Annotated in this window: 17 protein-coding genes; 8 read left to right on the plus strand and 9 right to left on the minus strand. The window is 69.8% G+C overall.

Going from position 1 to position 22,911, the window contains the following annotated elements:
- The first annotated feature begins 74 nt into the window (after positions 1 to 74).
- From ACQPXG_RS34970 to ACQPXG_RS34990, 5 genes are all read left to right on the plus strand, one after another.
- On the plus strand, positions 75 to 905 hold the full coding sequence (locus ACQPXG_RS34970) for an SAM hydrolase/SAM-dependent halogenase family protein (protein ID WP_433463413.1): 831 nt from the start codon (positions 75 to 77) through the stop codon (positions 903 to 905).
- 50 nt (positions 906 to 955) lie between these two features.
- Positions 956 to 1,810, plus strand: a complete 855-nt coding sequence (locus tag ACQPXG_RS34975) for an ABC transporter substrate-binding protein (RefSeq protein WP_433463414.1) — start codon at positions 956 to 958, stop codon at positions 1,808 to 1,810.
- Positions 1,771 to 2,679, plus strand: a complete 909-nt coding sequence (locus ACQPXG_RS34980) for an amino acid ABC transporter permease (protein ID WP_433463415.1) — start codon at positions 1,771 to 1,773, stop codon at positions 2,677 to 2,679. Before ACQPXG_RS34975 ends, ACQPXG_RS34980 begins: the two co-directional genes overlap by 40 nt.
- Positions 2,676 to 3,425, plus strand: coding sequence for an amino acid ABC transporter ATP-binding protein (locus tag ACQPXG_RS34985; protein ID WP_433463416.1), 750 nt, complete (start codon positions 2,676 to 2,678; stop codon positions 3,423 to 3,425). Before ACQPXG_RS34980 ends, ACQPXG_RS34985 begins: the two co-directional genes overlap by 4 nt.
- 380 nt (positions 3,426 to 3,805) lie before the next feature.
- Complete coding sequence (locus ACQPXG_RS34990; protein ID WP_433463417.1) at positions 3,806 to 4,747, plus strand: hypothetical protein; 942 nt, start codon at positions 3,806 to 3,808, stop codon at positions 4,745 to 4,747.
- Between the two features lie 80 nt (positions 4,748 to 4,827).
- On the opposite strand, the gene ACQPXG_RS34995 is transcribed toward ACQPXG_RS34990, so the two are convergent.
- The 8 genes from ACQPXG_RS34995 to ACQPXG_RS35030 form a co-directional block, all read right to left on the minus strand.
- The gene (locus tag ACQPXG_RS34995; protein WP_433463418.1) at positions 4,828 to 6,456 is read right to left on the minus strand and encodes a DUF2235 domain-containing protein; all 1,629 of its coding nucleotides are present in this window, start codon (positions 6,454 to 6,456) and stop codon (positions 4,828 to 4,830) included.
- A 20-nt stretch (positions 6,457 to 6,476) separates the two neighbouring features.
- The gene (locus ACQPXG_RS35000; protein WP_433463419.1) at positions 6,477 to 8,186 is read right to left on the minus strand and encodes a thiamine pyrophosphate-binding protein; all 1,710 of its coding nucleotides are present in this window, start codon (positions 8,184 to 8,186) and stop codon (positions 6,477 to 6,479) included.
- A 22-nt stretch (positions 8,187 to 8,208) separates the two neighbouring features.
- Positions 8,209 to 9,918 (minus strand): thiamine pyrophosphate-binding protein, encoded by a 1,710-nt coding sequence (locus ACQPXG_RS35005; protein WP_433463420.1) that lies wholly within the window; start codon positions 9,916 to 9,918, stop codon positions 8,209 to 8,211.
- Between the two features lie 49 nt (positions 9,919 to 9,967).
- On the minus strand, positions 9,968 to 11,365 hold the full coding sequence (locus tag ACQPXG_RS35010) for a hypothetical protein (RefSeq protein WP_433463421.1): 1,398 nt from the start codon (positions 11,363 to 11,365) through the stop codon (positions 9,968 to 9,970).
- 12 nt (positions 11,366 to 11,377) lie between these two features.
- Positions 11,378 to 14,287, minus strand: a complete 2,910-nt coding sequence (locus ACQPXG_RS35015) for a peroxidase family protein (protein ID WP_433463422.1) — start codon at positions 14,285 to 14,287, stop codon at positions 11,378 to 11,380.
- 441 nt (positions 14,288 to 14,728) lie between these two features.
- Positions 14,729 to 14,935: a hypothetical protein gene (locus tag ACQPXG_RS35020; protein ID WP_433463423.1), complete on the minus strand. Its 207-nt coding sequence runs from the start codon at positions 14,933 to 14,935 to the stop codon at positions 14,729 to 14,731.
- Positions 14,936 to 15,055: 120 nt separating this feature from the next.
- Positions 15,056 to 16,228: an RNA polymerase sigma factor gene (locus ACQPXG_RS35025; protein WP_433463424.1), complete on the minus strand. Its 1,173-nt coding sequence runs from the start codon at positions 16,226 to 16,228 to the stop codon at positions 15,056 to 15,058.
- A 200-nt stretch (positions 16,229 to 16,428) separates the two neighbouring features.
- Complete coding sequence (locus ACQPXG_RS35030) at positions 16,429 to 18,615, minus strand: MMPL family transporter (RefSeq protein WP_433463425.1); 2,187 nt, start codon at positions 18,613 to 18,615, stop codon at positions 16,429 to 16,431.
- Positions 18,616 to 18,850: 235 nt separating this feature from the next.
- Here ACQPXG_RS35030 and ACQPXG_RS35035 point away from each other — a divergent pair, with 235 nt between their 5' ends.
- Together ACQPXG_RS35035 and ACQPXG_RS35040 are read left to right on the plus strand one after the other, a co-directional pair.
- Positions 18,851 to 19,981 (plus strand): sensor histidine kinase, encoded by a 1,131-nt coding sequence (locus ACQPXG_RS35035; RefSeq protein WP_433463426.1) that lies wholly within the window; start codon positions 18,851 to 18,853, stop codon positions 19,979 to 19,981.
- Entirely contained in the window at positions 19,978 to 20,640 is a 663-nt protein-coding gene (locus tag ACQPXG_RS35040) for a response regulator (protein WP_433463427.1), read from the plus strand. The genes ACQPXG_RS35035 and ACQPXG_RS35040 overlap by 4 nt, the downstream gene beginning before the upstream one ends.
- Before the next feature lie 33 nt (positions 20,641 to 20,673).
- On the opposite strand, the gene ACQPXG_RS35045 is transcribed toward ACQPXG_RS35040, so the two are convergent.
- On the minus strand, positions 20,674 to 21,663 hold the full coding sequence (locus ACQPXG_RS35045; protein ID WP_433463428.1) for an ArsR/SmtB family transcription factor: 990 nt from the start codon (positions 21,661 to 21,663) through the stop codon (positions 20,674 to 20,676).
- Positions 21,664 to 21,722: 59 nt separating this feature from the next.
- Here ACQPXG_RS35045 and ACQPXG_RS35050 point away from each other — a divergent pair, with 59 nt between their 5' ends.
- Positions 21,723 to 22,901, plus strand: a complete 1,179-nt coding sequence (locus ACQPXG_RS35050) for an MFS transporter (protein WP_433463429.1) — start codon at positions 21,723 to 21,725, stop codon at positions 22,899 to 22,901.
- The last annotated feature ends 10 nt before the right edge of the window (positions 22,902 to 22,911 follow it).

Here is a 22,911-nt window from a genome sequence, read left to right on the forward strand (position 1 = left end):
GCTGGCTACTCTATCGTTTTGGTAGGATTCAGCTTCACTCTCCGCATCCCCGTCGTTTCCCGCCGAGGTCGCCCATGTCTGAAAGTCGCCCGTTCGTCAGCCTGGCGACCGACTTCGGCGCGGCCTATACGGCGATCTGCGCGGGGGTGGTCTACACGATCGCGCCGAGCGCGAACGTGCTGGTGCTCAGCGACGAGATCACCCCGTTCGACGTGCGTGAAGGGGCGATGCTGCTGCGGCAGGCGCTGCCGTATCTGCCGGTGGGGGTGCACGTCGGGATCGTGGATCCGGGGGTGGGGACCTCGCGCCGGCCGGTGGCGATCGCGACCGGGCGCGGTGACGTGCTGGTCGGGCCGGACAACGGGCTCCTGGTGCCGGCGGCGGAGATGCTGGGTGGGATCGTCGGCGCACATGCGCTGGAGAATCCCGCCTACCGGCTGCCGGGGGTCTCGACGTCCTTCCACGGACGTGATGTCTTCTCCCCCGCCGCCGCGCACGTCGCGGCCGGCGTGGACGTGGCGGACCTCGGTGCGGCCGTCGACCCGCTGCCGCTGAACGTCCCGGCCGCGGTGGCGGAGGATGACGAGTTGACCGTTCCGGTGCTGTACACCGACCGGTTCGGTAGTCAGGTGCTGGGCGCCGAGCGAGGCGACCTGGCGGCGGCGTTCGGCGCACTGGAGCCGGGCACTCCGCTCGATGTGGAATGGAACGGTGCAGACGGGGCGTCCCGCACGGTCCGCGTCCCGTTCCAGCTCACCTTCGGCAGCGTCGCCGTGGGGGAGCCCCTGCTGTGGATCGACTCGTCCGGCTGGCTCGGCCTGGGCGTCAATCAGGGACGGGCCGCCGACGTCCTCGGCCTGGCCGGAGCGCGGAGCCTCACCCTGCGCGCAGTCCCGCAGTCATGACCCGTAACCCCTCACTGCTGGAGGCATCTCCTGTGATTCGCCGTCCCTTCGTGGCAACGCTTGCCGGTGTCGCCGCACTCGCCCTCGCCGTCTCGTCCTGCGCTCCGCAGGATGAGGAGTCCAACGCCTCGGCGAGCAAGAGTCCCGCCTCCTGCGCCAAGGACAAGCTGCCGTTGAAGTCGGCCGGCAAGCTCACGGTCGCGACCGACAAGCCCGCGTTCGAGCCGTGGTTCAAGAACGACGATCCGTCAAACGGGCAGGGTTTCGAGGGCGCCGTCGCCTACGCGGTCGCCGGCCGGCTTGGATTCGGCAAGGACCAGGTGGTGTGGAAGACCCAGTCGTTCGAGTCGTCGTACGCGCCGGGGCCGAAGACCTTCGACTTCGACATCAACCAGATCTCGGTCACCCCCGCGCGTGAGAAGGCGGTGGCGTTCAGCGACGGCTACTACGACGTGCAGCAGGGCGTTGTGACGCTCAAGGGCGGCAAGTACGAGAACGCGGCGACCGTCGCGGAGTTGAGCAAGGCGCGTATCGCGGTGCAGGTCGGGACGACGGCGCTGCAGGCGGTGAAGAACCAGATCAAGCCCGCGGACGAGCCGAAGATCTTCAACACGCAGATCGACGCGGTGAACGCGCTGAAGAACAAGCAGGTGGACGTGCTGGTGGTGGACCTGCCGACCGCCTTCTATGTCACCGCCGCGCAGATCGACGGCTCGAAGATCGTCGGTCAGCTGCCGCAGTCCCAGGGCGGCACGGCCGAGCATTTCGGGTTGCTGATGGAGCGGGGCAGCGGGCTCGCCGGGTGCCTGAACCAGGCGATCGGGCAGCTGAAGTCGTCCGGTGAGCTGGCGAAGATCCAGCAGCAATGGCTGACCTCGTCGGCCGGCGCGCCCGTCCTGAAGTGACCGCGCCTGCGGGCGGGAAGACCGCCTGGGTCAAGAGCGAGCGGCAGCTCGAACGGGAGCGCCGGCGGCGGCGCGCCGACGTCCGGTCCGGATCGGTGGCCGCCGCGTCGACGGTGCTGTGCGCCGTGATCGTGCTCGTCGTCGTGGTGGGGTCGCCGGGCTGGCCGCGTGTGCACGAGACGTTCTTCAACTGGGGCGAGCTCACCGGGTCGTTCCCCGACGTGCTGCGCGGCTTCTGGTTGAACGTGCGGATCTTCCTGATCGCCGAAGTGGTGATCCTGGTGCTGGGGCTGCTGGTCGCGCTCGCGCGGGGACTGAGGACCCCGCTGCTGTTCCCGCTGCGGGCGCTCGCCGTCGCCTACACCGACGTGTTCCGTGGCATACCGACGATCCTGCTGGTGTACCTGGTCGGGTTCGGGCTCCCGGCGCTGCGGTTGCAGGGCGTCCCCGAAAGCCCGGCGGTGCTGGGCGGGTTCGCCCTCGTCCTCTCCTACGGAGCGTATGTCGCGGAGGTGTTCCGGGCGGGCATCGACTCCATCCACCCCAGCCAGCGCGCCGCGGCCCGCTCGCTGGGGCTCAGCCAGGCCCAGAGTCTGCGGTACGTGGTACTGCCGCAGGCCGTGCGCCGGGTCGTCCCGCCGCTGCTCAACGACTTCGCCTCGCTGCAGAAGGACACGGCGCTGGTCGCGGTGCTCGGCCCGCTGGAGGCGCTGCGGCAGGCGCAGATCCACTCGGCCGACACCTTCAACTACACCCCCTACCTGGCCACGGCGGTGCTGTTCGTCGCGCTGACGGTGCCGATGGCCCGGTTCACCGACCATCTCGCGGCGCGCGCCGAACGCCGCCGCGCCCCTGGAGGCGGCCGATGAGCGAACCTCTGCTGCGCATCGAGGGCGTGTGGAAGACCTACCACGCCCACCCGGTGCTGCGCGGCGTCGACCTGGACGTCGCACCGCACGAGGTCGTCTGCCTCATCGGCGCCTCCGGATCGGGCAAGTCGACACTGCTGCGCTGCGTGAACGTCCTGGAGACCGTCGACGACGGCGCGATCTTCCTGGAGGACGACGACATCACCGACCCCGGCGCCGACCCCGACCAGGTCCGCAAACGGATCGGGATGGTGTTCCAGTCCTACAACCTGTTTCCGCACATGTCGGTACTGGACAACATCACCCTCGCCCCGCTCCGGGTGCACAAGCGGCCGCAGGCGGAGGCCGCCGAACAGGCGCACGAGCTGCTGAAACGGTTCGGCCTGGCCGACAAGGCGGGCGAGTACCCCGACCGGCTGTCAGGCGGCCAGCAGCAGCGTGTCGCGATCATCCGGGCCATGGCCACCCGGCCGAGCCTGCTCCTGCTGGACGAGGTGACCTCCGCGCTCGACCCCGAACTGGTCACCGAGGTCATGGGCATCATCCGGGAGCTCAAGGAGTCCGGCATGACGATGATCCTGGCGACCCACGAAATGGGGTTCGCCCGCGACATCGCCGACACCGTCTGTTTCCTCCACGACGGCGTCCTCCTGGAACACGGCCCGGCGGAGCAGATCTTCGAGGAGCCCACCGAGCCGCGCACCCGCGAGTTCCTCAGCCGCGTCCTGGAGTCCCGCCGCCTCTGAACCGGCGGCTCCAGGTGACAGGCGGATCTGTGGCGGCGCGGCCGCAGATCGTCGACGGGCGGGGGCGCTTCGCACCCCCGCCCGTCACAGTTCTCACACGCCTGCCTCCATTGGCATTGACGTCTCATTCCATTGTCCACTCGGCGCACCGAAGGTAACGGCTCCGCCCCGAATGTGACCTTCGTCTTTTCTTCACCGGTCGTACGGCGCGTGGCGCGCGCCTCGACACGGTCCTGACTGTTCTGGCCCGAGCGCCGGGACATGTCCGGATTCCACGGAATCCCGGCGTGTCCTGGCGCGATCGGCCAGGGCACGCCGTGATCCACGGGATCACAACCACCCTCCGTCCTCGGGGCGGGGGGGTGTCCAAAGGAGCAACCATGTCATTGGTTGTTGTGTTGGAACTGATCATCCAAACGATCGGTTTCCTCTTCACCGCCGTGATCGATCCGCTCGCGGGCGGGCTGGTCATGGCCACGGTCGGCGCTCTGGGGGTCTCGCTCTTCGCGAGGATCAAAACCCGGAAGGCCCTCCCTTTCCGGGCCTTGACCGACTACCAGCGCGTGATCGTCCGCCGCCTCATGTGGGGGAACGTGATCGTGAACGTCCCGTTCGTCTACGGTGTCCATTCCGTGGGCATCGGGACCATCGCGACGATGACGGCCCTCGGCCCCCTGTGCGTCAAGGGCCGCCAACTGTGGGAGAACAGGCGGTCTCGCATTGCGAAACTGCAAATCGCGCTTCGCGGTGTCATGATCGTGGGCGTGATCGTCGTCAACAAACCGTGGGAAGCGTTCGGGGACTTCCACATGGACATGTTGCTCGGTCTCGTCTGCGGTCTCCTGAGCGCCTGGAGCTACTGGAACTACCTCCGCTGCGTCTACGGCAATGTTTTCTCGGACGAGGAAAGGCTGGCATTCGTAGCGGTGGCCGATTTGGTCTCGCTCCCCGTCATCGCCGTCGCGGTGTGGGTGGCGAGCCTTGCCATCGGAGGCGGATACGCCGCGCTGTCGCCGAAGGTGCTTCTCTTCGGCGCCATCGCCGGCATCGTGGCCTTCATGATTCCGACGATCATGGCCGCCTGGACGGGAGGCAAGGTCAAGGAGTCGGTGTCGGGCATGCTCTACCTGCTCGACAGCCCGATCGGAAATCTCGTCGGCCTTCTGGGCGCCTCTTTCGGTCCTCTGCGAGAGCAGGCACCCGATGTCTGGGGCTGGATCGGGATGGTGATCGTGGTGGGCGCCGCGTACGCCGCCAAGCGCCTTCCGTTCCCGAACCAGGAGCCGCCACACGACGGCCTTCCCGTCAAGGGAGGGCCGTAGCACAGGTCCTGCCGGCGGTCACGCCGGCCGGGGCGGAACATCGGGCTGCGGTACGCGTCCCGCGTACCGCAATCCGACCGTCATCCACTCGCGGGGAGAGGCCGTCGCCTCTCCCCGCCCTCCTCCGGCACGCCACGGCCCGCGGAGAGCATGGTCACGGTGAGGCGGACACTGCCCCGGTTGTTGCCGCTGGAACCCCAGGCGTCGTTGGCGAACGCGTACAGGTAGCCGCTCTTGCGCACCCGCCGGCGTGCTCCCGCACCGATCGCGATGCGTTCATGGGCGGTGATCTCGCCCTGGACGGTCATCGCGTCGTTGGCGACGACGCCCACGAGCGACATCCAGGGCAGGCGCACGTCCCGGCGTGCCCCCATCGAGTGGGCCGCCCGGTTCCCGGTCGCCGCGCCGAAGAGCCGCTCCACCCCGCCGAGCAGGGTTCGCACGAGCCGGAGCCGCTCGGTCAGCGGGTTGAAGCGGCGCAGACCGCCGGTGCCGGCGGGGCCGGACACGACGCCGCCGTCCAGCCACTCGCCCTCGGCGGTGAAAAGGTACTCACCGGCCTCCAGGTAGAGCCCTGTCTCGTTCCACGGCTCCCCTGCGAAGACCTCGACGGTCTCCGGCCGCCCCTGCGAAAGGACCTTGGTAGGACGATACGGTCCGGTGGTGATGGGCGACCGCCGCTGCCGGTCGTACACCGACTGATGGACGGCCGGGTCGCGCTCGCTCGGGTCGATCTTGGGCACCGCGCGCGGCCGCGGCTGTAGGGCGACTTCGAGCAGTGGCCGGAGCTTGAGGTCGGCCAGAGGCTCGACCACTCCGATCATGCCGCGGTCGTCATCGTGCAGGACGTCGAGGGGATCGGGCCGGATCTGGTCCACCATCGTCTTGCGGAAGCCGAGCGGGAGTTCGCCGCCGCGCACCTCGTCGATCATCCACTGGAGCGCACCATTGCTCAGGCCTGTGCGCAGGTGGCCGCCGCCCACGTCCTTGTGGCTGCCGGGGAACCACACCTGCTTGACGTCCTGCCCGGGGGTGAACGGCTCGGCCCACAGTGCCGGGACGTAGGGGGCGCGGCGTTCGTCCATGGCCACCGCGTGCCGCGCGTGCTTGATGTACGGGTTGAGTCTCAGGTCGTGGAAGTCATGGCCGCGGGACGGGTCGAGCAGATTGAGCCAGCCCAGGTAGTCGGGGATGCCGAGCGAGCCGACGGTGTCCCACACTCCGACGAAGTGCACCGGAATCCGTTCCCGGTCGTCCGGGTCGTACCGGAAGGCCAGGCCGCGCCGCCATCGCCGGCCGGTACCGCGCTCGCGGTAGCCGTGATCGTAGACGTGCCGGATCTTCTCGCGGACCGTCGCCTCGCCCGTCCCGGTGGTGTCGATCAGCCCGCAGGACGAGATCATGCCGGCGAGGCTGCGCGCCGTGTACGCGCCGCGGCTGAAGCCGAACAGCCAGATGCGGTCGCCCGGGCGGTATTCGCCGACGAGCCAGCGGTAGGCGTCCATCACGTTGTCCGACAGCCCGAGCCCGAACGCGCCTCCGAGCAGCCTGTTCCGCAAGGTGCCCACACCCGGCTGGTAGCAGGACAACTGCCGGTGACCGTCCTCGTCCGTGTGGTCGAGGGCGTTGTACAGCCGGCGCACGTTGGTGACGGACTCCATTTCCGGCGTGTTCCATGTGCCGTCACAGCACATGATGAGATGACGCATGCCTTCCTCCGTGAATGACGTCATCGGTCGCGGAAGCGTTTCTCGAAGGTCTCGACCAGGCCGGCGATCACGCCCTCGGGCGAAGGGCTGTAGTGCGGGATGGCCCACCGGGTGATGACGGCGTCGATGACCGTTGGACGGCCCGAGGCCAGCGCCGTGCGGAACGCGTCCTCGAACTCCTCCAGCGTCTCCACACGGTGGCCGTCGGCGCCGCATGCCCGGGCGTACGCGGCGAAGTCCGGGTTCTCGAATTCGACGAGCGCGGACTCGCCGTAGGTGGCGATCTGGAAGATCTTGATCAGCTTGAATTCCCGGTCGTCGAAGATGACCCAGATGACGGGGATGTCATTTTCGACCGCGGTCATCAGCTCGAAACCGGACAGCGAGTAGCAGCCGTCGCCGCAGCCGACGACGACCGTCCGGTCCGGGTGGGCGACCTTCAGCCCGATGGCGCCGTTCACGTGCCCGGCCATCGGCCCGAACGAACCGGCCTTGCGGAAGTTCTGGCCCTCCTGGAGCTCCACGTAGTAGCCGAGCCAGGCCAGGTGCGCGCCGGCGTCGGCGAGCAGGATCGCGCGCTCCGGCAGCATCCGGCCGATCGCCTGCGCCAGCTCCCCGGGGTGGATCTTCCCGGTCAGGTGGACGATGTGCCGGGCCTCCCAGTCCCGGCCGTCGACCTCGGCGTCGGAGACCTCGCCCACCTTCTTCTCCAGGGCATCGTGCAACGCCGCCACGGCGGGCCGGGCGTCGGACAGGAGCTCGTGGTCGGGCTTGAACGCCTTGCGGAACTCGGTGTCGCTGATGTTCACGTGGATGAGCGTCTTGCCGTCGAACAGGTCCGGGCGGTAGTTGAACGTGGCGTGCTGGTTGAGGGCGTTCCCGATGCACAGGACGACATCGGCTTCCCGGAAGGCCTTCCAGGCGCTCGCGTGGCCGCTGTCGGCGAAGACGCCCACCGAGAGTGGATGCCCCTCCGACACGATGCCCTTGCCGTCGAGCGTGGTCAGCAGCGGGATCTGGAACCGCTCGATGAGCCGCCTGATCTCCGTTCCCGCCCCGCTCAGGACGGCGCCGAACCCCACGAGTGCCACGACGCGCCTGCGGTTCGCGATCGCGTCCGCCAGAACGGATGCGATCTCCTCCACGCGGGCCGGATCGGGCAGGACCGGCGCGACATCGAGCCGGACCGGCCGGACGTTCCCGACCTCCACCCCCCGTTCGGTCAGATCCTCGGGCACGTGGATGTGCACCGGGCCCGGCCGCCCGGCGAACGCGATGTTGACCGCTTCCTCGACCACGTCGCAGGTGTCGGCGGCGTCGGTGAGCAGGAACGACTTCTTGGTCGTGGCCGCGAACATGGCCTGCGAGTCGGGCGTTCTGTTCAGGCCGGAGGTCTCGTTGAGCGACCCCCATCCCTGCCATTTCCGGGAGGCGTATCCCGAGACGGCGAGGACGGGGTAGGAGTCGGACATCGCCACGGCCAGACCGGAGAACAGATTGAAGGCCCCGGGCCCGGCGGTGGCGAAGCAGAAGCCCAGCCTGCCGGTGTACATCGCGTACCCGCACGCCATGAACGACGCCGCCTGCTCGTGCCGGGCGATGATCGGCCTGATCCGCCGGGAGTGCTTCAGCGCCAGCATGAGCCCGGCGGCGTTCTCCCCGGCACCGCCGAAAGCGGCCTCGACGCCGATGTCCTCCAGTCCCTGGACGATGGCCTCGTAAACCCTCATCGTTCCCTGCCTTTCTGGACCGTCATTCATGGCGCAGCCGCTTTTCGAGCGTCTCCCAGGCGCCGTGGAGCACGCCCTTCGGCGAGGTGCTGTAGTGCGGAAGGGCCCATCGGGTGATCTTGGCGTCGATCACGGTCGGCCGGCCCGATCCGAGGGCCGTCCGGAACGCGTCCTCGAACTCGTCGATCGTCGTCACGCGATGGCCGTCCGCACCGCACAGGCGCGCGTACGCGGCGAAGTCCGGGTTCTGGTACTCCACCAGGGCGGACTCCCCGTAGGTCGCGAGCTGGTAGAGCTTCACGAGCTTGTACTCGTCGTCGTTGAAGATCACCCAGATCACCGGCACGTCGTACTGGACGGCGGTCAGCAGCTCGAACCCGGCCAGCGCGTAGCAGCCGTCGCCGCAGCCGACGACGACCGTCCGGTCGGGCTGCGCCAGCTTCACCCCGATGGCGCCGTTGACGTTCCCGGCCATCGGCCCGAACGCGCCGATCTTGCGGAAGTTCTGGCCCTTCTCCAGGTCCACGTAGTAGCCGAGCCAGGCCAGGTGCGCGCCGGCGTCGGCGAGCAGGATCGCGCGCTCGGGCAGCATCCGGCCGATCTGCTGCGCCAGCCGGCCCGGATGGATCTCGCCGGGAAGCTTCACGATGCGCCGTGCCTCGTAGTCCTGGCCCTCGACCCGCGCCGGCTCGGCCGGACCGGCCCGCTCCGCCAGCGCGTCGCCGATCGCCTCGACCGCCGGGCGCGCGTCGGAGACGAGCCGGTGGGCGGGAACGTAGAACTTGCCGATCTCACTCGCCGCGATGTTGACCTGGATGAGCTTCTTGCCGTCGAACAGGTCCGGCCGCAGCCCGAAGGTCGAATGCTGGCTGAAGGAGTTGCCGACGGCCAGCACCACGTCGGCCTCGCGGAACGCCTTCCACGCGCTCGCGTGGCCGCTCTCGGAGAACACCCCGACCGCCAGCGGATGGGTTTCGGCGATGATCCCCTTTCCGTCCAGCGTCGTCATCACGGGGATCTGGAACCGTTCGGCGAGGCCGAGCACCGCCTTCTCCGCATGGCTGCGGATCGCGCCGAAGCCCGCGAGGACGACGATCTTGCGGCCGTCGCGCAGCGCGCCGGCCAGGACGTCCGCGATCGCCTCGACCTCTTCCGAATCGGGCAGCACCGGTGCCACATTGACGGCGACGTCGTGATAATCACCGGTGGTCACCTTTTCACGGGTGAGATTCTGCGGCACATGAATGTGCACCGGCCCGGGACGTCCTTCGAACGCGATGTTCACGGCCTCTTCGAGGACGTCGCTCGTGTCGCCGGCGTGGGTGAGCAGAAAGGACTTCTTGGTCGTCGCGCTGAACATCGCCTGCGAGTCGGGCGTGCCGTTCAGCCCGGAGGTGTCGTTCACCGCGCCGCGCCCGCGCCAGGCGAGATCGACGTAACCGGTGATCGCCAGTACCGGGTAGGAGTCCGACAGCGCGACCGCTAGACCGGAGAACAGGTTGAACGCGCCCGGACCGACCGTCGCGAAGCAGACGCCCAGCCTGTCGGTGTACATCGCGTACCCGCAGGCCATGAACGACGCCGCCTGCTCGTGGCGGGTCATGATCGGCCTGATCCGCCGCGAGTGCCGGAGTGCCAGCATGAGGGAGGCGACGTTCTCCCCGTTGCCGCCGAACGCGGTGTCGACGCCGGCGCTTTCCAGTCCTTTGACGAGTGCTTCGTAGACCTGCATCGTCCCCCCTTCGGTCAGGCGGCGGCCGCGGTCCGCCGCCCGCGTGGATTCACGGCGGTGGCCCGCCGTCCGGCGTGCCGTGCCACCGCTCCGAATGCCGGGCGTGCGCGTCGGTCGTTCCGTTCACGAAGAAGCGCTCGTAGTACTCCGACTCGATATGGTGCGTCTGCAGCCATATGCCGGGCACATGAATGGCGTCGGCATGTGCGGGGAACCGCCCGTGCGTGTCGTGGATGTACGTGCAGATGTCGCGTGCGCAGTCGATCACCCGCTGGTCGTACGCGCTCGCCTCGGCCAGGTACCGCTGACCGTAGTCGCCCTTGTAGATGCGGGCGAAGAGGTCCTTGTCGGCGTAGACGCCGTTAGGCCCGAACTTCGCCGCGACGACGGCGTCGACCGCCTTCTCCATGGACGGATAGTTGGGCGGGCAGGCGGCTTTGATGAGGTGCTCCCCGTCGGCCCGCAGCCCGATCGGATGGGAACGCGCCGAGGCGTACTTCGGCAGAGGTATGTGCCAGCGGAGGATGTCGGCGGGACGGAAGCGCGGCGTCACGAAGTCGAATCCCAGCATCCGGCCGTAGGTGCGGGAGAACTTCGGATCGCCCAGCGCGATGAGCGGGTGGATCGAGGCGTGGATCCAGGCGCCCAGGCCCATCGCATCCGAGACCAGCATCATGTTCTGCAGGAGAAGGTCGGCCTCGATCTGGGTGCGCATCGGTCCCAGAGCGCCGAGCGGCAGTTTGATGTCGGCGTTCAGGAAACCGTTCTGCACCCATTTCCGTACGCCCGCCGGGCGGTAGAAGTTGCGGTCGTCGAGAATGACGGGCCGGGCCCCTTCCGGCTGGGTGAGCAGGTACATCAGCGCGTTGATGTACTGGTGGGAGAGGTCGACGACCGGCAGGAAGACCGTGGTTCCCGGAATGTTGGACAGGAAGCGGTTGGAGTCGAGGTAGGCCGGGAAGTCGCGCTTGCCCTCCGCGACGTCGAGCCGGTGGTCCAGGACCTTCACCTTGGCCTGGCGTGCCCGGTCGACGAGCGTGGCGGCGTCGAACGGCAGGTCCGGCGACGGCGGCAGCTTCCGCAGGAAGTAGGTCCCGGTGTCGTTGATCATGAAGAAGTGGGTGCCCTGCGCGTTGTCGGGGCTGCCCGCCGTCCGCCCCTCCATGGTGAGGTTCGGCTTGGCCATGATCGACGTCCCGTCCCGCGGGTCCTCGAACAGGCGGTCCGGCATGGTCAGGCCGGAGCAGCCGGTGAGCGCGATGAGCACCGCCTCCTCCAGGTCCTCCAGCGGCATCGGCCGGTGCGGGGAGCGGTAGCTCATCGAACCGGCGGGGACGGACGCGCCCCGGCTGACCCGGTGGGTCCGCCGCCTCCAGATGGTCTCCAGCACCGGCTGGGAGCGGAGGGCCTCCAGGCCCCGGTGACCGGTCAGGTGATCCACGGACATGTCGTCCTCCTCTCAGCCGTGCCGGACACCGGGTGCGTGCCCGTCCGCGGCGGCCCGCCGCCACGGCGCGAACGCGCTGGTGTCCCTCGGCAGGACGGCGGCCAGTTCGGGGCAGTGGCGCAAGATGACGCTCGTCATGCCGTTGCGTTCGATCCAGTCCATGCCGAGCGGCGTGTAGATCTCGGGCCGGAAGTCGACGGTGAGGAAGCGGTCGCTCTGCAGCCGGCGGCTGGCCATGAGGATGAAGATGCGGAAGGCCGTGTCGCTGAACCCGAAGCCCTCGGGCGGGTTCTCCGCGAAGAGACCGACCATGGTGTCGATCTCGTCGACGCTCCGGTAGAGATCCTTGAGCCGCGCCACCGTCTCCGGATCGGTGCTCAGATCCTCGAAGCGCCGGATGCGGGGCTTGTGCAGGCCGGCGCGGAAGTCGTTGTAGCGCGGGACGCCGCGCCGGCGGGTGCGCACCAGGTCGACGACGGACAGGTCGATCACCTCTCCGTCCCGTTCGAACGCCTGGAGTGCGCGCGGGTAGTTGTACAGGGTGATCGCACCGGGGTTGGCGATGCCGAGCGAGAAGAGCGTGTTCGTCAGCCCGACGTCGCGCATGACCCCTTCGGTGGCGCCGCCCTGCAGGTCGGTGAAGCCCAGGGTGCGGAGCGTCCGGCCGGACCCGTGATCGGCCATCTCGTAGTCGTCCGGGATCAGCGGATGCATCCGGTAGACGGTGACGAAGTCCTCGGTGAGCGAGTACGGCGCGGTGTGGTGGTCCGGCAGCGTCTCGGGGATGCCGGTGCGCGCGTGCGTGTCGACCAGCCACAGCCCCAGCCGGCTCAGCCAGTTCTGCGGCGGGCCCGACCAGTTGGCGTTCAGGCCGATCTCGATCAGATCGGTGGCGAGGATGGCCGGCGTCCACTCGATGGTGTGGATCTTGGCGATGAGGGCGGAGACGATGAGCCTCGCGGTGTGGTAGACGCTGTCCTCGTCCATGCGGGGATACTCGCTCCGCAAGGCCTCGCACACGGTGTTGTGCTCACGGGCGAAAAGGGTGTGCATGGCGCTGAGGCCGAGCCACCAGTTCTCCCTGAAGCCGGTGAGCGGGATGCCGTCCGCGCCACCCGGCAGATGGCCGTCCTCCAGGCGCAGGGCGGCGCCCCCGTCCGGCTCCCGCAGGGAGCGGGCCATGGTCTCGTCGCCGCCGTAGACCTCTGAGCCGTCCCACCAGTGGGAGGCGATGTTGGAGAACAGGATCGGCGGCCCGGCCGCCGCGTCTCCGGGGTGGACGCCCTCGTTGTCGGCGAAGCGCATCACGCGCTCGGCCTCTCCGCCCGGGGTGTTGTGCCATGTCATGCCGGGCGGCAAAGGCACCTCGACATTCTGCGTCCCGGTCGGGTACCGCTTGTGCGCGACCCAGTCGTGCACCTGGAACTGGATCCACGCGGCGGCGATGACGTTCAGCGACCGTGCCGGGATGAACTCCCTGCGGTGGAGCAATTCCCTGCTGACGGTCACCGGGTTGGGCTCGTTGAAGAGATGGGGCTGATAGACGGGGGTGAGATTGCGGCCGAACGGTGAGCCGATGGAGCCCATCGACGGCGCGGACAGATCGTTGTACGTGCCGTCGTAGCTGCGCCTGACCCGCAGTTGCTCATCGATGGGCGGGGGCACGGGACGAGCACCCGGAGGGGCCTCGCGGACCTCGGTGTCGATGAGGTTGCGGCGGCGCAGCTCCTGCCGGACGACCTCGATGTTGAGGAGACCGGCCGGGGTCGGCAGCCTGTGCCAGGGAACGCGTTTGTTGAGCGCGCGGAAGCCGGTCCGCAGGAGCCGTCCGGCGACGACGTTGCGCTTCGGGGGCGACGTGCTGAACCGGAGTCCCCGGCGATGGGCGCTGGACGCCTCGTACGCGGCCTTGCGGGCGCGGTTCATGTTGCCGAGCGGCCGGAACTCCTCCGTGGTGTTCCAGGGGTCGAACGACATTTCGTCGACCCGGGCGGCGGTGGCGCGCGCGTCCGCGGTGTCGACGTTCTGCCTCGGGATCGTCAGCGTCGCCACCGGGACGACCGGTGCGTCTTCGTCCGCCCAGTCGGCGGCGCCGTCCTCGATGGGCGTCCGCCGGGGGTCCACATAGCGCTGGACGGCCAGTTCGAAGCTGATGTCCGCGCCGGCCAGCCGTGCGGAGATCTCACGTGTCAGGTAGTCGGGATCGGTCTGCGACGGTGGAGGTGCCGGCGTTGCCGCCGCGGAGGGCCGGAGCCGGAAACGCACTGGGCCGCCGTCGCCCCACAGGATCGCACCACGGCTCCAGTACGTCTCCAGGGCGAGGCTCCGCACCTTGTGCCGGACGCCCGCGGACACGTTTCGCCGCATACGCGTGGCGGTGGACCAGCCCACCGCCACGGGCAGCTTCAGGAACAGCGCCACCCCCTTGCGCAGGTTCGTGTCCGCACCCGCCATCGCCTGTGCGAACGCGACGAACTCGCGCGCGTTACGCGCGTGGGAGACGGGAAAGTTCGTCATGAGGAGGTCATGGGCCTCGTCGGGGCCCACCTGTATCCGCAGCGCCGCACCGCGCAGGTCGGGCGCGAAGTCCGCTTGCCGCGTGCCGCTCGCGTTGGACAGCCGGACGGTGACCGGATAGGCGGCACCGGGCTGGGCGAAGCCGGCGCGGAGGTCGTCGGGAAGATCCGGACGGAAGGTCAGTCTTGCGTTCTCGACGCCGAGGATCGCCTTCGCGTGGAAGGCGCGCTCGATCTCCGCCGCGCGGCCACGCTTCTTGATCTTCGACTGGACGCGCATGATGTCGCGGGCGAGCTTCTCGAAGTGCACCCGCTCGACCTCGGGACTGCCGCCGACGTAGCGCTCGTACCCGCCCGCCGGAGGAGCCCCGCCCACAGTGCGCTCGCGCCGCTCGGTCTCGTACATCCGGCCCCCCGCCGATCAATTACTCAGCCGACATTTCTCCATTCCGCCAAAGCCGATCCTCGCATGCGGTGAAACCGATCCAAATAACGCCAAGGCAAGACCCTGAAGATCATCCTTTAAATCAACATTTCAACTAAAGGTCTACACCGTATTACCCAAAGGCACGTTCATCCCCACGGCTCGCGCCGCCACGGGCACCCACTCCCAAATAGGGAGAAATCATCACTATCAACGAATGGGCGACCTACTGCGAAAGCCGCCCTGGGGCGTCCAGGGCGGCGGAGTGCACTTTGAGGCGGGGCTCCCCAGCGCGACGGGCTTACACCAGCATGGGCCCGACCCCTCGGGGGGCCGGGCCCAGGTGAAGCGCTGGGGGTGTCCAGTCGCTGTCGTCGCTGGTGAGCCCGCCGATCTCGGCAGGCTCAGATCAGCTCGGTCTCATCAACGGCGGTCGTCGGCACGCGTGATCTTCATGCCGATCTCGCAGTCGATGTCGTGTTCGGTGCGGTTGGACGTCACATCGACGACCGCGGTCACGACATAGTCGATCGTGATACCCACCGTCACAGTGCGACGGGTGGCCCGGGCCTCCCGGAGGGCGGCCCGCACCGCGGGATATTCCGACAGGTAGTCCCCGTCCCTCATCATCTTCTGCTCCCTGTTTCGGTTGAGTCCCGCACTGTGCGAGACAGGTCCTGTCCCCTCGCAGGGCCTCAACCAATACTGTCGGGAGTGGCGGCCGGGTGGCATCCGGCAGGGGCGGTCGGGTCAGCGGCCGGTCAGGCCTCCGACGATCGGGGAGGTGACGCCTCCGACGATGTCGGTGATGGGCTTGAGCGGGTTGTCCGAGCCTGATCCGTCGTCCGGCGGCTGCTCGGGTGACTTCTGCGGGGGCGGCGGGGGTGTCTGCTGCCGCGAGGTCGGCGGGGTGGCGGGCGGCGCGGACGGGGTGTCGCGCTCGGGCTCCGAGGGCTTCGCCGGGCGGTTCGATCCGCCGTCCGGACCCGTGGGCTCCTCGGCGACCGGGGCCCGCTTCGCGGTCGTCGGCGTCGCGGTGGGGGCGGGGTCCTGCTTCCCGGCTCCCGGGGCCTTCGACGGCTCGTCGGTGACGCCGCCCGCCGGGACGGGGCCCGGACGGGTGTTGCCCTCGTGCGGTCCGAGGGCGTTCGCCGCGCCGCCGCCTCCGGACGGCCACGTCATCAGCAGGCCGGCCGCGACCGTGGCCGCCACCCCGGTGGCGCCGCCGACGGCCTTGAGGGCCTGCTTGCGCCGGTGGGCGCCTCCCCGTCTCCGCTCGGCCTTCCCGGCTTCGGAGCCGATCACCACGAGCTGGCCGGTCGCGGCGGCGGGCGCACGGCCGATCTCATCGCGCTCGGGGTCGGCGGTGGTCAGCACATGGTCGCGCAGCGGGGCGGGCGCCCAGGTGGGGGCACGGCGGGCCAGCAGGTGCGGGAGCCGTCCCTTTTCGAACGCCGCGATGACGTCCATGTGCTTGGCGGGGTCGGCGACGCCGCGGATGAGGGCGTCCAGGACGAGGCGTTCAAGCGCGGTACGGGCCTCGTGCACCAGTTCGCGCACGGTGCCCAGCGAGACGCGCAGGACGCTGGCGATGTCGCGGAACTCCAGCCACTTGCCCGCGGACAGCAGCAGCGCCTCGCGGTGGCCGGCCGACAGCTCGCCGACCGCCTTCAGCAGCGGGTCGGCGTCCGTCTGGGCGAAGACGGGACGGCCGTGGCGGCTGAACGCCCCCCGCTCGGAGCAGACCGTGCGGGTCAGGTGGTGCAGCCACAGCACCGTCTCGCCGCGCGCCGGGTAGCGCACCGCCTCGGCGAGCGTGACCCCGAGCGCGTCCGCCGCGCCCTGGTCGCCGAGCAGCGACCAGCAGTGCGCGTACAGGCGGTGCGCGTGGGCGTCGTAGAGGGTTTCCAGGTCGCCGTGCATGTGACCTCCGCGTGAGGTGGCCGGGGGAGCAGCCGTTCCAGGAGCGGACTATGAGACAGGCCGTCCGTAGCACGCTTGAGAACGGGACTCTAGTGCACAACGCGACGGATGAGAAGCGAGCGGTCTCTGAGAGTAGCGGATTCGACGTATCGGGACATACTTTCCAGCCGAAAGGGCGGAGACGACCGGCACCCGGCGGCTCAGACCCGGGCCTCTTCTCCGACCTCGGGGTCTGGAACAGAGGCCGCCTTCGGCGTCCGTCTGGGCATCCACCAGTTGGCCTTGCCGCACAGTTCCATCACCGCGGGGACGAGGACCATCCGGACGATGGTGGCGTCGATGAGCACGGCGACGGCCATGCCCAGACCTCCCTGCTTGAGGGAGACGTCGGGGCCGAGCAGGGAGGTCGTGAAGATGGCGATCATGATGGCGGCCGCGGCCGTGATGACCTTGGCCGTCCGTGCCAGCCCGCGGGTGACGGCCGTCCGGGTGTCCCCGGTGCGCTCGTACTCCTCCCGGACCCGCGAGATCAGGAAGACCTCGTAGTCCATGGACAGGCCGAACAGGAGCGGGAACATCGTCATCGGTATGAAGGTCGTGACCGGCATCTCGGTGGGGAATCCGAGGGCCGGGCCGAACCATCCCCACTGCACGACCGCGACGATCACGCCGTAGGCGGCGCCGATCGACAGCAGGTTCATCACGGCGGCCTGCAGAGCGATCACGACCGACCGGACCAGCGCGATCAGCAGCACCAGGGACATCACGATGACGATCGCGATCATCGGGAGCAGGCGGGAGCCGACCCCGTCGGCGTAGTCGATGGTGGCGGCGTTCGGGCCGCCGACGAAGACCCCTTGGCCGGCGGCTGTCTCCGGTAGCACGTCGGTGCGGAGGTGGTGCACCAGGTCCGCGGTCGCCTCGTCCTGGTATCCGGTCGTGGGGAAGGCCATGAACGTGGCGGCCCGCCCGTCCCTGCTGACCTGGGGCGGGGTGGCGTAGGCGATGCCCTCGGTCCTCCTGACCGCTTCGACGACGGGACGCAGGTCGGCGTCCCTGGAGTCGACCTCGGTGGCGAAGATCAGGGGCGCGCCGTAACCGGGCCCGAAGCCCTCAGAGATGATCTCGTATGAGGAGTAGCTGCTCCTGTCGTGGGGCTGGACACTGGCGTCGGGCATGCTCAGCCGCATCGACAGCGCGGGTGCGGCCAGCGCCAGCATGACCGCGCCGGCCAGTATCGCGGCGGCCAGCGGCCTGCGCTGCACCACATAGGCCCAGCGCTCGGCGAGGGTACGGCGCTCCCGGGACGGGGCCGTGCCGGGCTCGTCCCGATGGGACGCGCGGCGGGACGAGCGGCGGGGCAGGCGCAGCGAGTTGATCTTGTAGCCTGTGAAGCCCAGGAACGCGGGCAAAAGGGTCACCGCGGCGATCACCGTGACCAGCACGGCCACCGACGTGGCGACGGCCAGGCCGGTCATCATCCGATCTCCCATGACGACCAGGCCCAGCAGCGCGATCACGACGGTCGTGCCGGCGAACAGCACCGCGCGACCCGCGGTGGTGAGCGCCTTGACCGTGGCGCTCTCGGGTTCGTCGCCGTCTTGCAGGGCGTCCTTGTACCGGGTCACGATGAAAAGCGCGTAGTCGATGCCGACACCGAGCCCGATCATCGCGGCGAAGATCACTGCGAAATCCGGCGCGGGGACCACGTAGCCCACCAGCTTCATCAGGGCGACGCCGCCGAGGAGCGCCAGCAGGGCCGTCACGATCGGCAGGCCCATCGCCACCAGCGACCCGAAGGCGATGAACAAGATCACAGCTGCCGTCAGCAGGCCCACGATCTCGGCCGGACCCTGCGGGGGCGTCTCGGCCTTCTCCGCTCTTTCCCCGCCCAGCCCCATCGTCACGCCGTCACCGGAGGCGTCCTTGACCGTGGTCACCAAGGGCTCGACCTTGGGCTTCTCCGCCCTCTCTTCGGTCAGCGGAATGGTCATACGGGCGATACGGCGGTCCTCCGTCACCAGGTTCTTGTCCTGATACGGCGACCTCACCGGTCCGGTTATGGGCGAGACGTCCAGAGCGGTGATGACCTTCTCGATCTTCTGCCGGGCGGCGGGGTCGTCGATTCCCTCGTCCGCCTTGATGGCGAGGGTCAGCGTGTCCCCTTGCCGCTCGGGGAAGTGCTCCTCGATGAGCCGCTGTGCCTTGGCCGACCCGGTGTCTCCACCGGAGACTTCGTTGTCGGACGCGGCGCCGTAGCCGAAGCCGGCGAACGCCACGGCGATCACACCGGCGATCCAGGCCAGGAGGACCAGGCGCCGGCGCCGGTAACAGAACCGGGCCAGTCCCGCCAGAGCTCCATCCGTCCGGGGAGTCTCGGTTTCCATGCTCGGTTTCCTCTTCCCTTTCGAGCCGCTGGTCCGGCGGCCGGAGTGTGGCCCGATCGTGCCCGCCGGCGGCGATGCGGGTCGTCCCCCTGACGCAGGCAATTCGCGGTACGGCCGATGGCGCATCCCGTTACCGCGGAAGCCGCAGGCGGCGCGGAAGTACTGCGTGCGCGGTAGCCGGGCACTCGTGCGCGGGCATGAGTCGCACGCGGAAAGACCTGGCTAGGGTGCGCTTATGACCTCTGGACCGTCCCGTCTCTGGGCCAGGACCGGCGGATGGGTGATCGCCTTCTGCGTGGCGGCGGTGCTGCTCGTCACGGCACTGGCCGACGATCACTCCGCCACGGACCTCGACGTACTCGGCTACGTGCTGGTGGTGACGGGCGGCCTGGCGCTGGCCGCCGGACGCCGTGCGCCGGTCCCCGTCCTGGTCGTCACCGGGCTGTGCGCGGTGGGCTATCGCGCGCTCGGTTTCGAGGTGCCCGCCGTCGCGTACCTGTTCGCGGTGTACACCGCCGTGCGGTCGGGGCATCGGGTCGTCACGCTGGCGCTGAGCGTGGCCCTGCTTGCCGTTCTTCCGTTCGCGGTCATGGCCTCCCCGGCGGGCGGGTCCGCGGTCGATGCGATCGCGCAGGCCCGGGGCGTCCTGGAGCTGGCCTGGCTGGTCGCCGCCGGTGCCGCGGGCGAGGCGCTGCGGCAGGCCGAGCGGCGCGCGGACGAGGCCGAGCGCACCCGCGAGGAGACCGCCCGGCTGCGCGCGACCGAGGAGCGGCTGCACATCGCGCGGGAGCTGCACGACTCGCTCACCCACCAGATCTCGATCATCAAGGTGCAGTCCGGGGTCGCCGTCCACCTGGCCCGCAAGCGCGGCGAGGAGGTGCCCGAGTCGCTGCTGGCGATCCGGGAGGCCGCCCGGGAGGCGACCCGGGAGCTGCGCGCGACCCTGGAGACGCTCCGCGACGACGCCGGGACCCCCTCACACGGCCTCGATCACGTCCCCGACCTGGTGGAACGGGCTCGCGGGATCGGCCTGAACACGACCCTGACGATCGAAGGGCAGCGGCACGACGTGCCGACGGCCGTGGACCGGACCGCCTACCGGATCGTCCAGGAGGCGCTCACCAACACCGCCCGCCACGCGGCCGCGGCCACCGCGTCGATCCGGATCGACTACCGTCCCGGCACCCTCGCGATCCGGGTCGACGACGACGGCAAGGCCGAACCCGGCACCGCCCCGGTGCCCGGCGCCGGACTGCTCGGAATGCGCGAGCGGGTCACCGCCCTCGGCGGCCGCCTGCGCGCGGAACCGCGCGGCGAGGGCGGCTTCAGCGTCCAGGCCGAGCTCCCCGTCGGCCGGCCGTCGTGATCCGTGTCCTGCTGGTCGACGACCAGCCGCTCCTCCGGAGGGGATTCCGGGCGCTGCTCGACGCCGAGGACGACATCGAGGTGGTGGCCGAGGCCGCCGACGGCGCCGAGGGCCTCGCGCTCATCAGGGAGCACTCGCCCGACATCGCGCTCGTCGACATCCAGATGCCGGTCATGGACGGCATAGAAACGACTCGGCGCATCGCCGCGGACCCGGACCTTGCGGGTGTGCACGTCGTCATCCTGACCAACTACGGCCTCGACGAGTACGTCTTCAACGCGCTGCGCGCCGGGGCCGCCGGATTCCTGGTCAAGGACATCGAGCCGGACGACCTCCTGCACTCCGTGCGCGTCGCCGCGCGCGGGGACGCGCTGCTCGCACCGTCGATCACCAGGATGCTGATCAGCCGGTACGTCGCCGAGCCGCTCACCACGGGACCCGGCCCGGGGCTGCGGGAACTGACCAACCGCGAACGCGAGGCCGTCGCCCTGGCCGCGCGGGGCCTGTCCAACGACCAGATCGCCGGCCGCATGGTGATCAGCCCCGTGACCGCGAAGACCCATATCAACCGGGCCATGATCAAGCTCCGGGCCCGCGACCGCGCGCAACTCGTTGTCCTCGCCTACGAGTCCGGGCTGGTGACACCGGGGAACGGGTGAGCCCGCCGCCGGCGCGGCCTGGCGGTGCCGGCGTCACCCCGGACCGCCGGCCTGCGCTTTCACGAGGGCGTCGCCGACGGACGTGCGGTAGTAGAGGACGGAGCGTCCGGCGCGGCGCCGGTCGATCAGGCGGGCGTCGAGCAGCACCCTGAGATGGCGGCCGACCGAGCCGAGCCCCTGGCCGGTCAGTGCCACCAGGTGCGTGGTGCTCAGCGGTGTCGCGAGCAGGACGAGAACGCTCGCCCGCGCCGCACCGAGGAGCCGTTCGAGCGCCTCGGGGACCTCGGCGCCGCCCGCGCCGGCCAAGGGGCCCGAACACGGATGGACGATGACGTACCGGTTCGGGTCCGGCTCCTCCCACGCCACCCAGCCCGCCCGTGGCGTGACGGGGACGAAGAGCAGCCGCGCGCCGGAGATGTCGCGCGGTGGAAAGTCGTGGACGTTGATCTGCAGGCGGCCGTCGCCGAGCCAGCGCATCCCCGGACGCATGTCGTCCAGCGCGGCGGCCCACCCGCCCTGGCTCAGCTGCCCTGCGCGCGCGACCGCGTCGGCTTCGATGACGCGGCGGCGGCGCTCCCAGTCCCGCTCGACGATGTGCGTCCACACCCACTCCAGCAGCCCGGCGATCCGCTCGGGCACGTCAGGACGGCGCAACTCGGCGGGCAGGGGGTGCCCCAGCGAGACGTCCAGGTCGGCATGCGCCCGCTCAGGCGGGGTCCGGCGAACGGTGGCGAGTTCCCCATGGAATGTCGGCGAGCCCACGCCGGGGTGGGGCGGGGTGAGAAAGTCGGCGATCCACCTGGTCTTGGCCCCGAGGGCCGCCTTCAGCAGCGCGGCGGTGATCGGCTCCTGCCTGAGCATCCGCCGGTACGCGTCCAGATGGGCGTCGAGCCATGCCCGCTCTCCCGGATGCGCGGCATCGCCCCTGTCCAGGACCTTCATACAGGCGGTGGTCTCCGCGAGGGCCGAGACCACGAACCGCCCGCCCGCGAGCGTGTCCGCGTTGATCAGCCACCACCCCATGTTTCGCCTCCGCGCGAAACATTACCGGCGGCCCGGCGGGGCCTCGGACCCTTTGGATCATGCACACGTATCGGGCCCTCTTGCGCACCCCCGAGTACACGCCGCTCTTCGCGTCGTTCACGGTCCAGGCGTCCGCCCAGACGGTCAGCGCGCTGGCGCTCGGGACCCTGGTGTACGACGCGACCCGGTCGCCGCTGCTTTCGGCGCTGAGCATGTTCGGCGGCTCGTTCGCCCAGATGATCGGCGCGCTGACCCTCCTGTCGGCCGCCGATCGGCTGCCGCCCAGGGCCGCGCTCGCCTGCACCGCCCTGATCTTCGCCGCGGGCACGGCCGTCCTGGCGGTGCCCGGCCTCCCGGTGGCGGCCCTGTTCGTCCTCGTGCTGGGCCTCGGGCTGGTCGCCTCGCTCGGCAGCGGCGTCCGCTACGGGCTGTTGAGCGAGATCCTTCCCAAGGACGGCTACCTCATCGGCCGCTCGGTCCTGAACATGTCCGTGGGAACCATGCAGATCTGCGGATTCGCCGTCGGCGGCGTCCTCGTCGTCGCGCTCTCGCCCCGGGGCACCCTGCTCACCGGCGCCGCGCTCTACCTTCTCACCGCTGCGATGGCCGTGGCCGGCCTGAGCCGGCGCCCGCCCCGGGCCGCGGGCCGCCCGAGTCTCCGCGAAACCTGGCACACCAATGTGCGGCTGCTCTCCTCGGCGCCGCGCCGCTACACCTATCTGGCGATGTGGGTGCCGAACGGGCTGATCGTCGGCTGCGAGGCCCTCTTCGTCTCGTACTCCCCGCACCATGCGGGCCTCCTGCTCGCCGTGGCCGCCGTCGGCATGCTGATCGGCGACACCGTGACGGGCCGTTTCGTCCCCCATCACCTGCGCCAACGACTCGGCCCGCCGCTGCGCCTCCTCCTGGCCGTCCCGTACCTGCTCTTCGCCGTCGACCCGCCGCTGCCCATCGGCGCGGCGGCCGTCCTCCTGGCCTCGATCGGCTACGCCGCGACCCTGCTCCTCCAGGAACGCCTCATGGCCTTGACCCCGATCTCCGTGCACGGCCACGCCCTCGGCCTGCATTCGTCCGGCATGCTCACCATGCAGGGCGTCGGCGCGGCCGTGGCCGGCGGCGTGGCCCAGGCGACCTCCCCGGCGACCGCGATGGCGCTCATGGCCGCCGCCTCGGTGACCATCACCCTCGCCCTGGCCCCCGGACTGCGCCCCCTCCCCGAACTCCGGCCCGCGAGGTGATGCGTGATCA

This window comes from Spirillospora sp. CA-128828, from assembly GCF_050945415.1.
GTDB lineage: Bacteria > Actinomycetota > Actinomycetes > Streptosporangiales > Streptosporangiaceae > Spirillospora.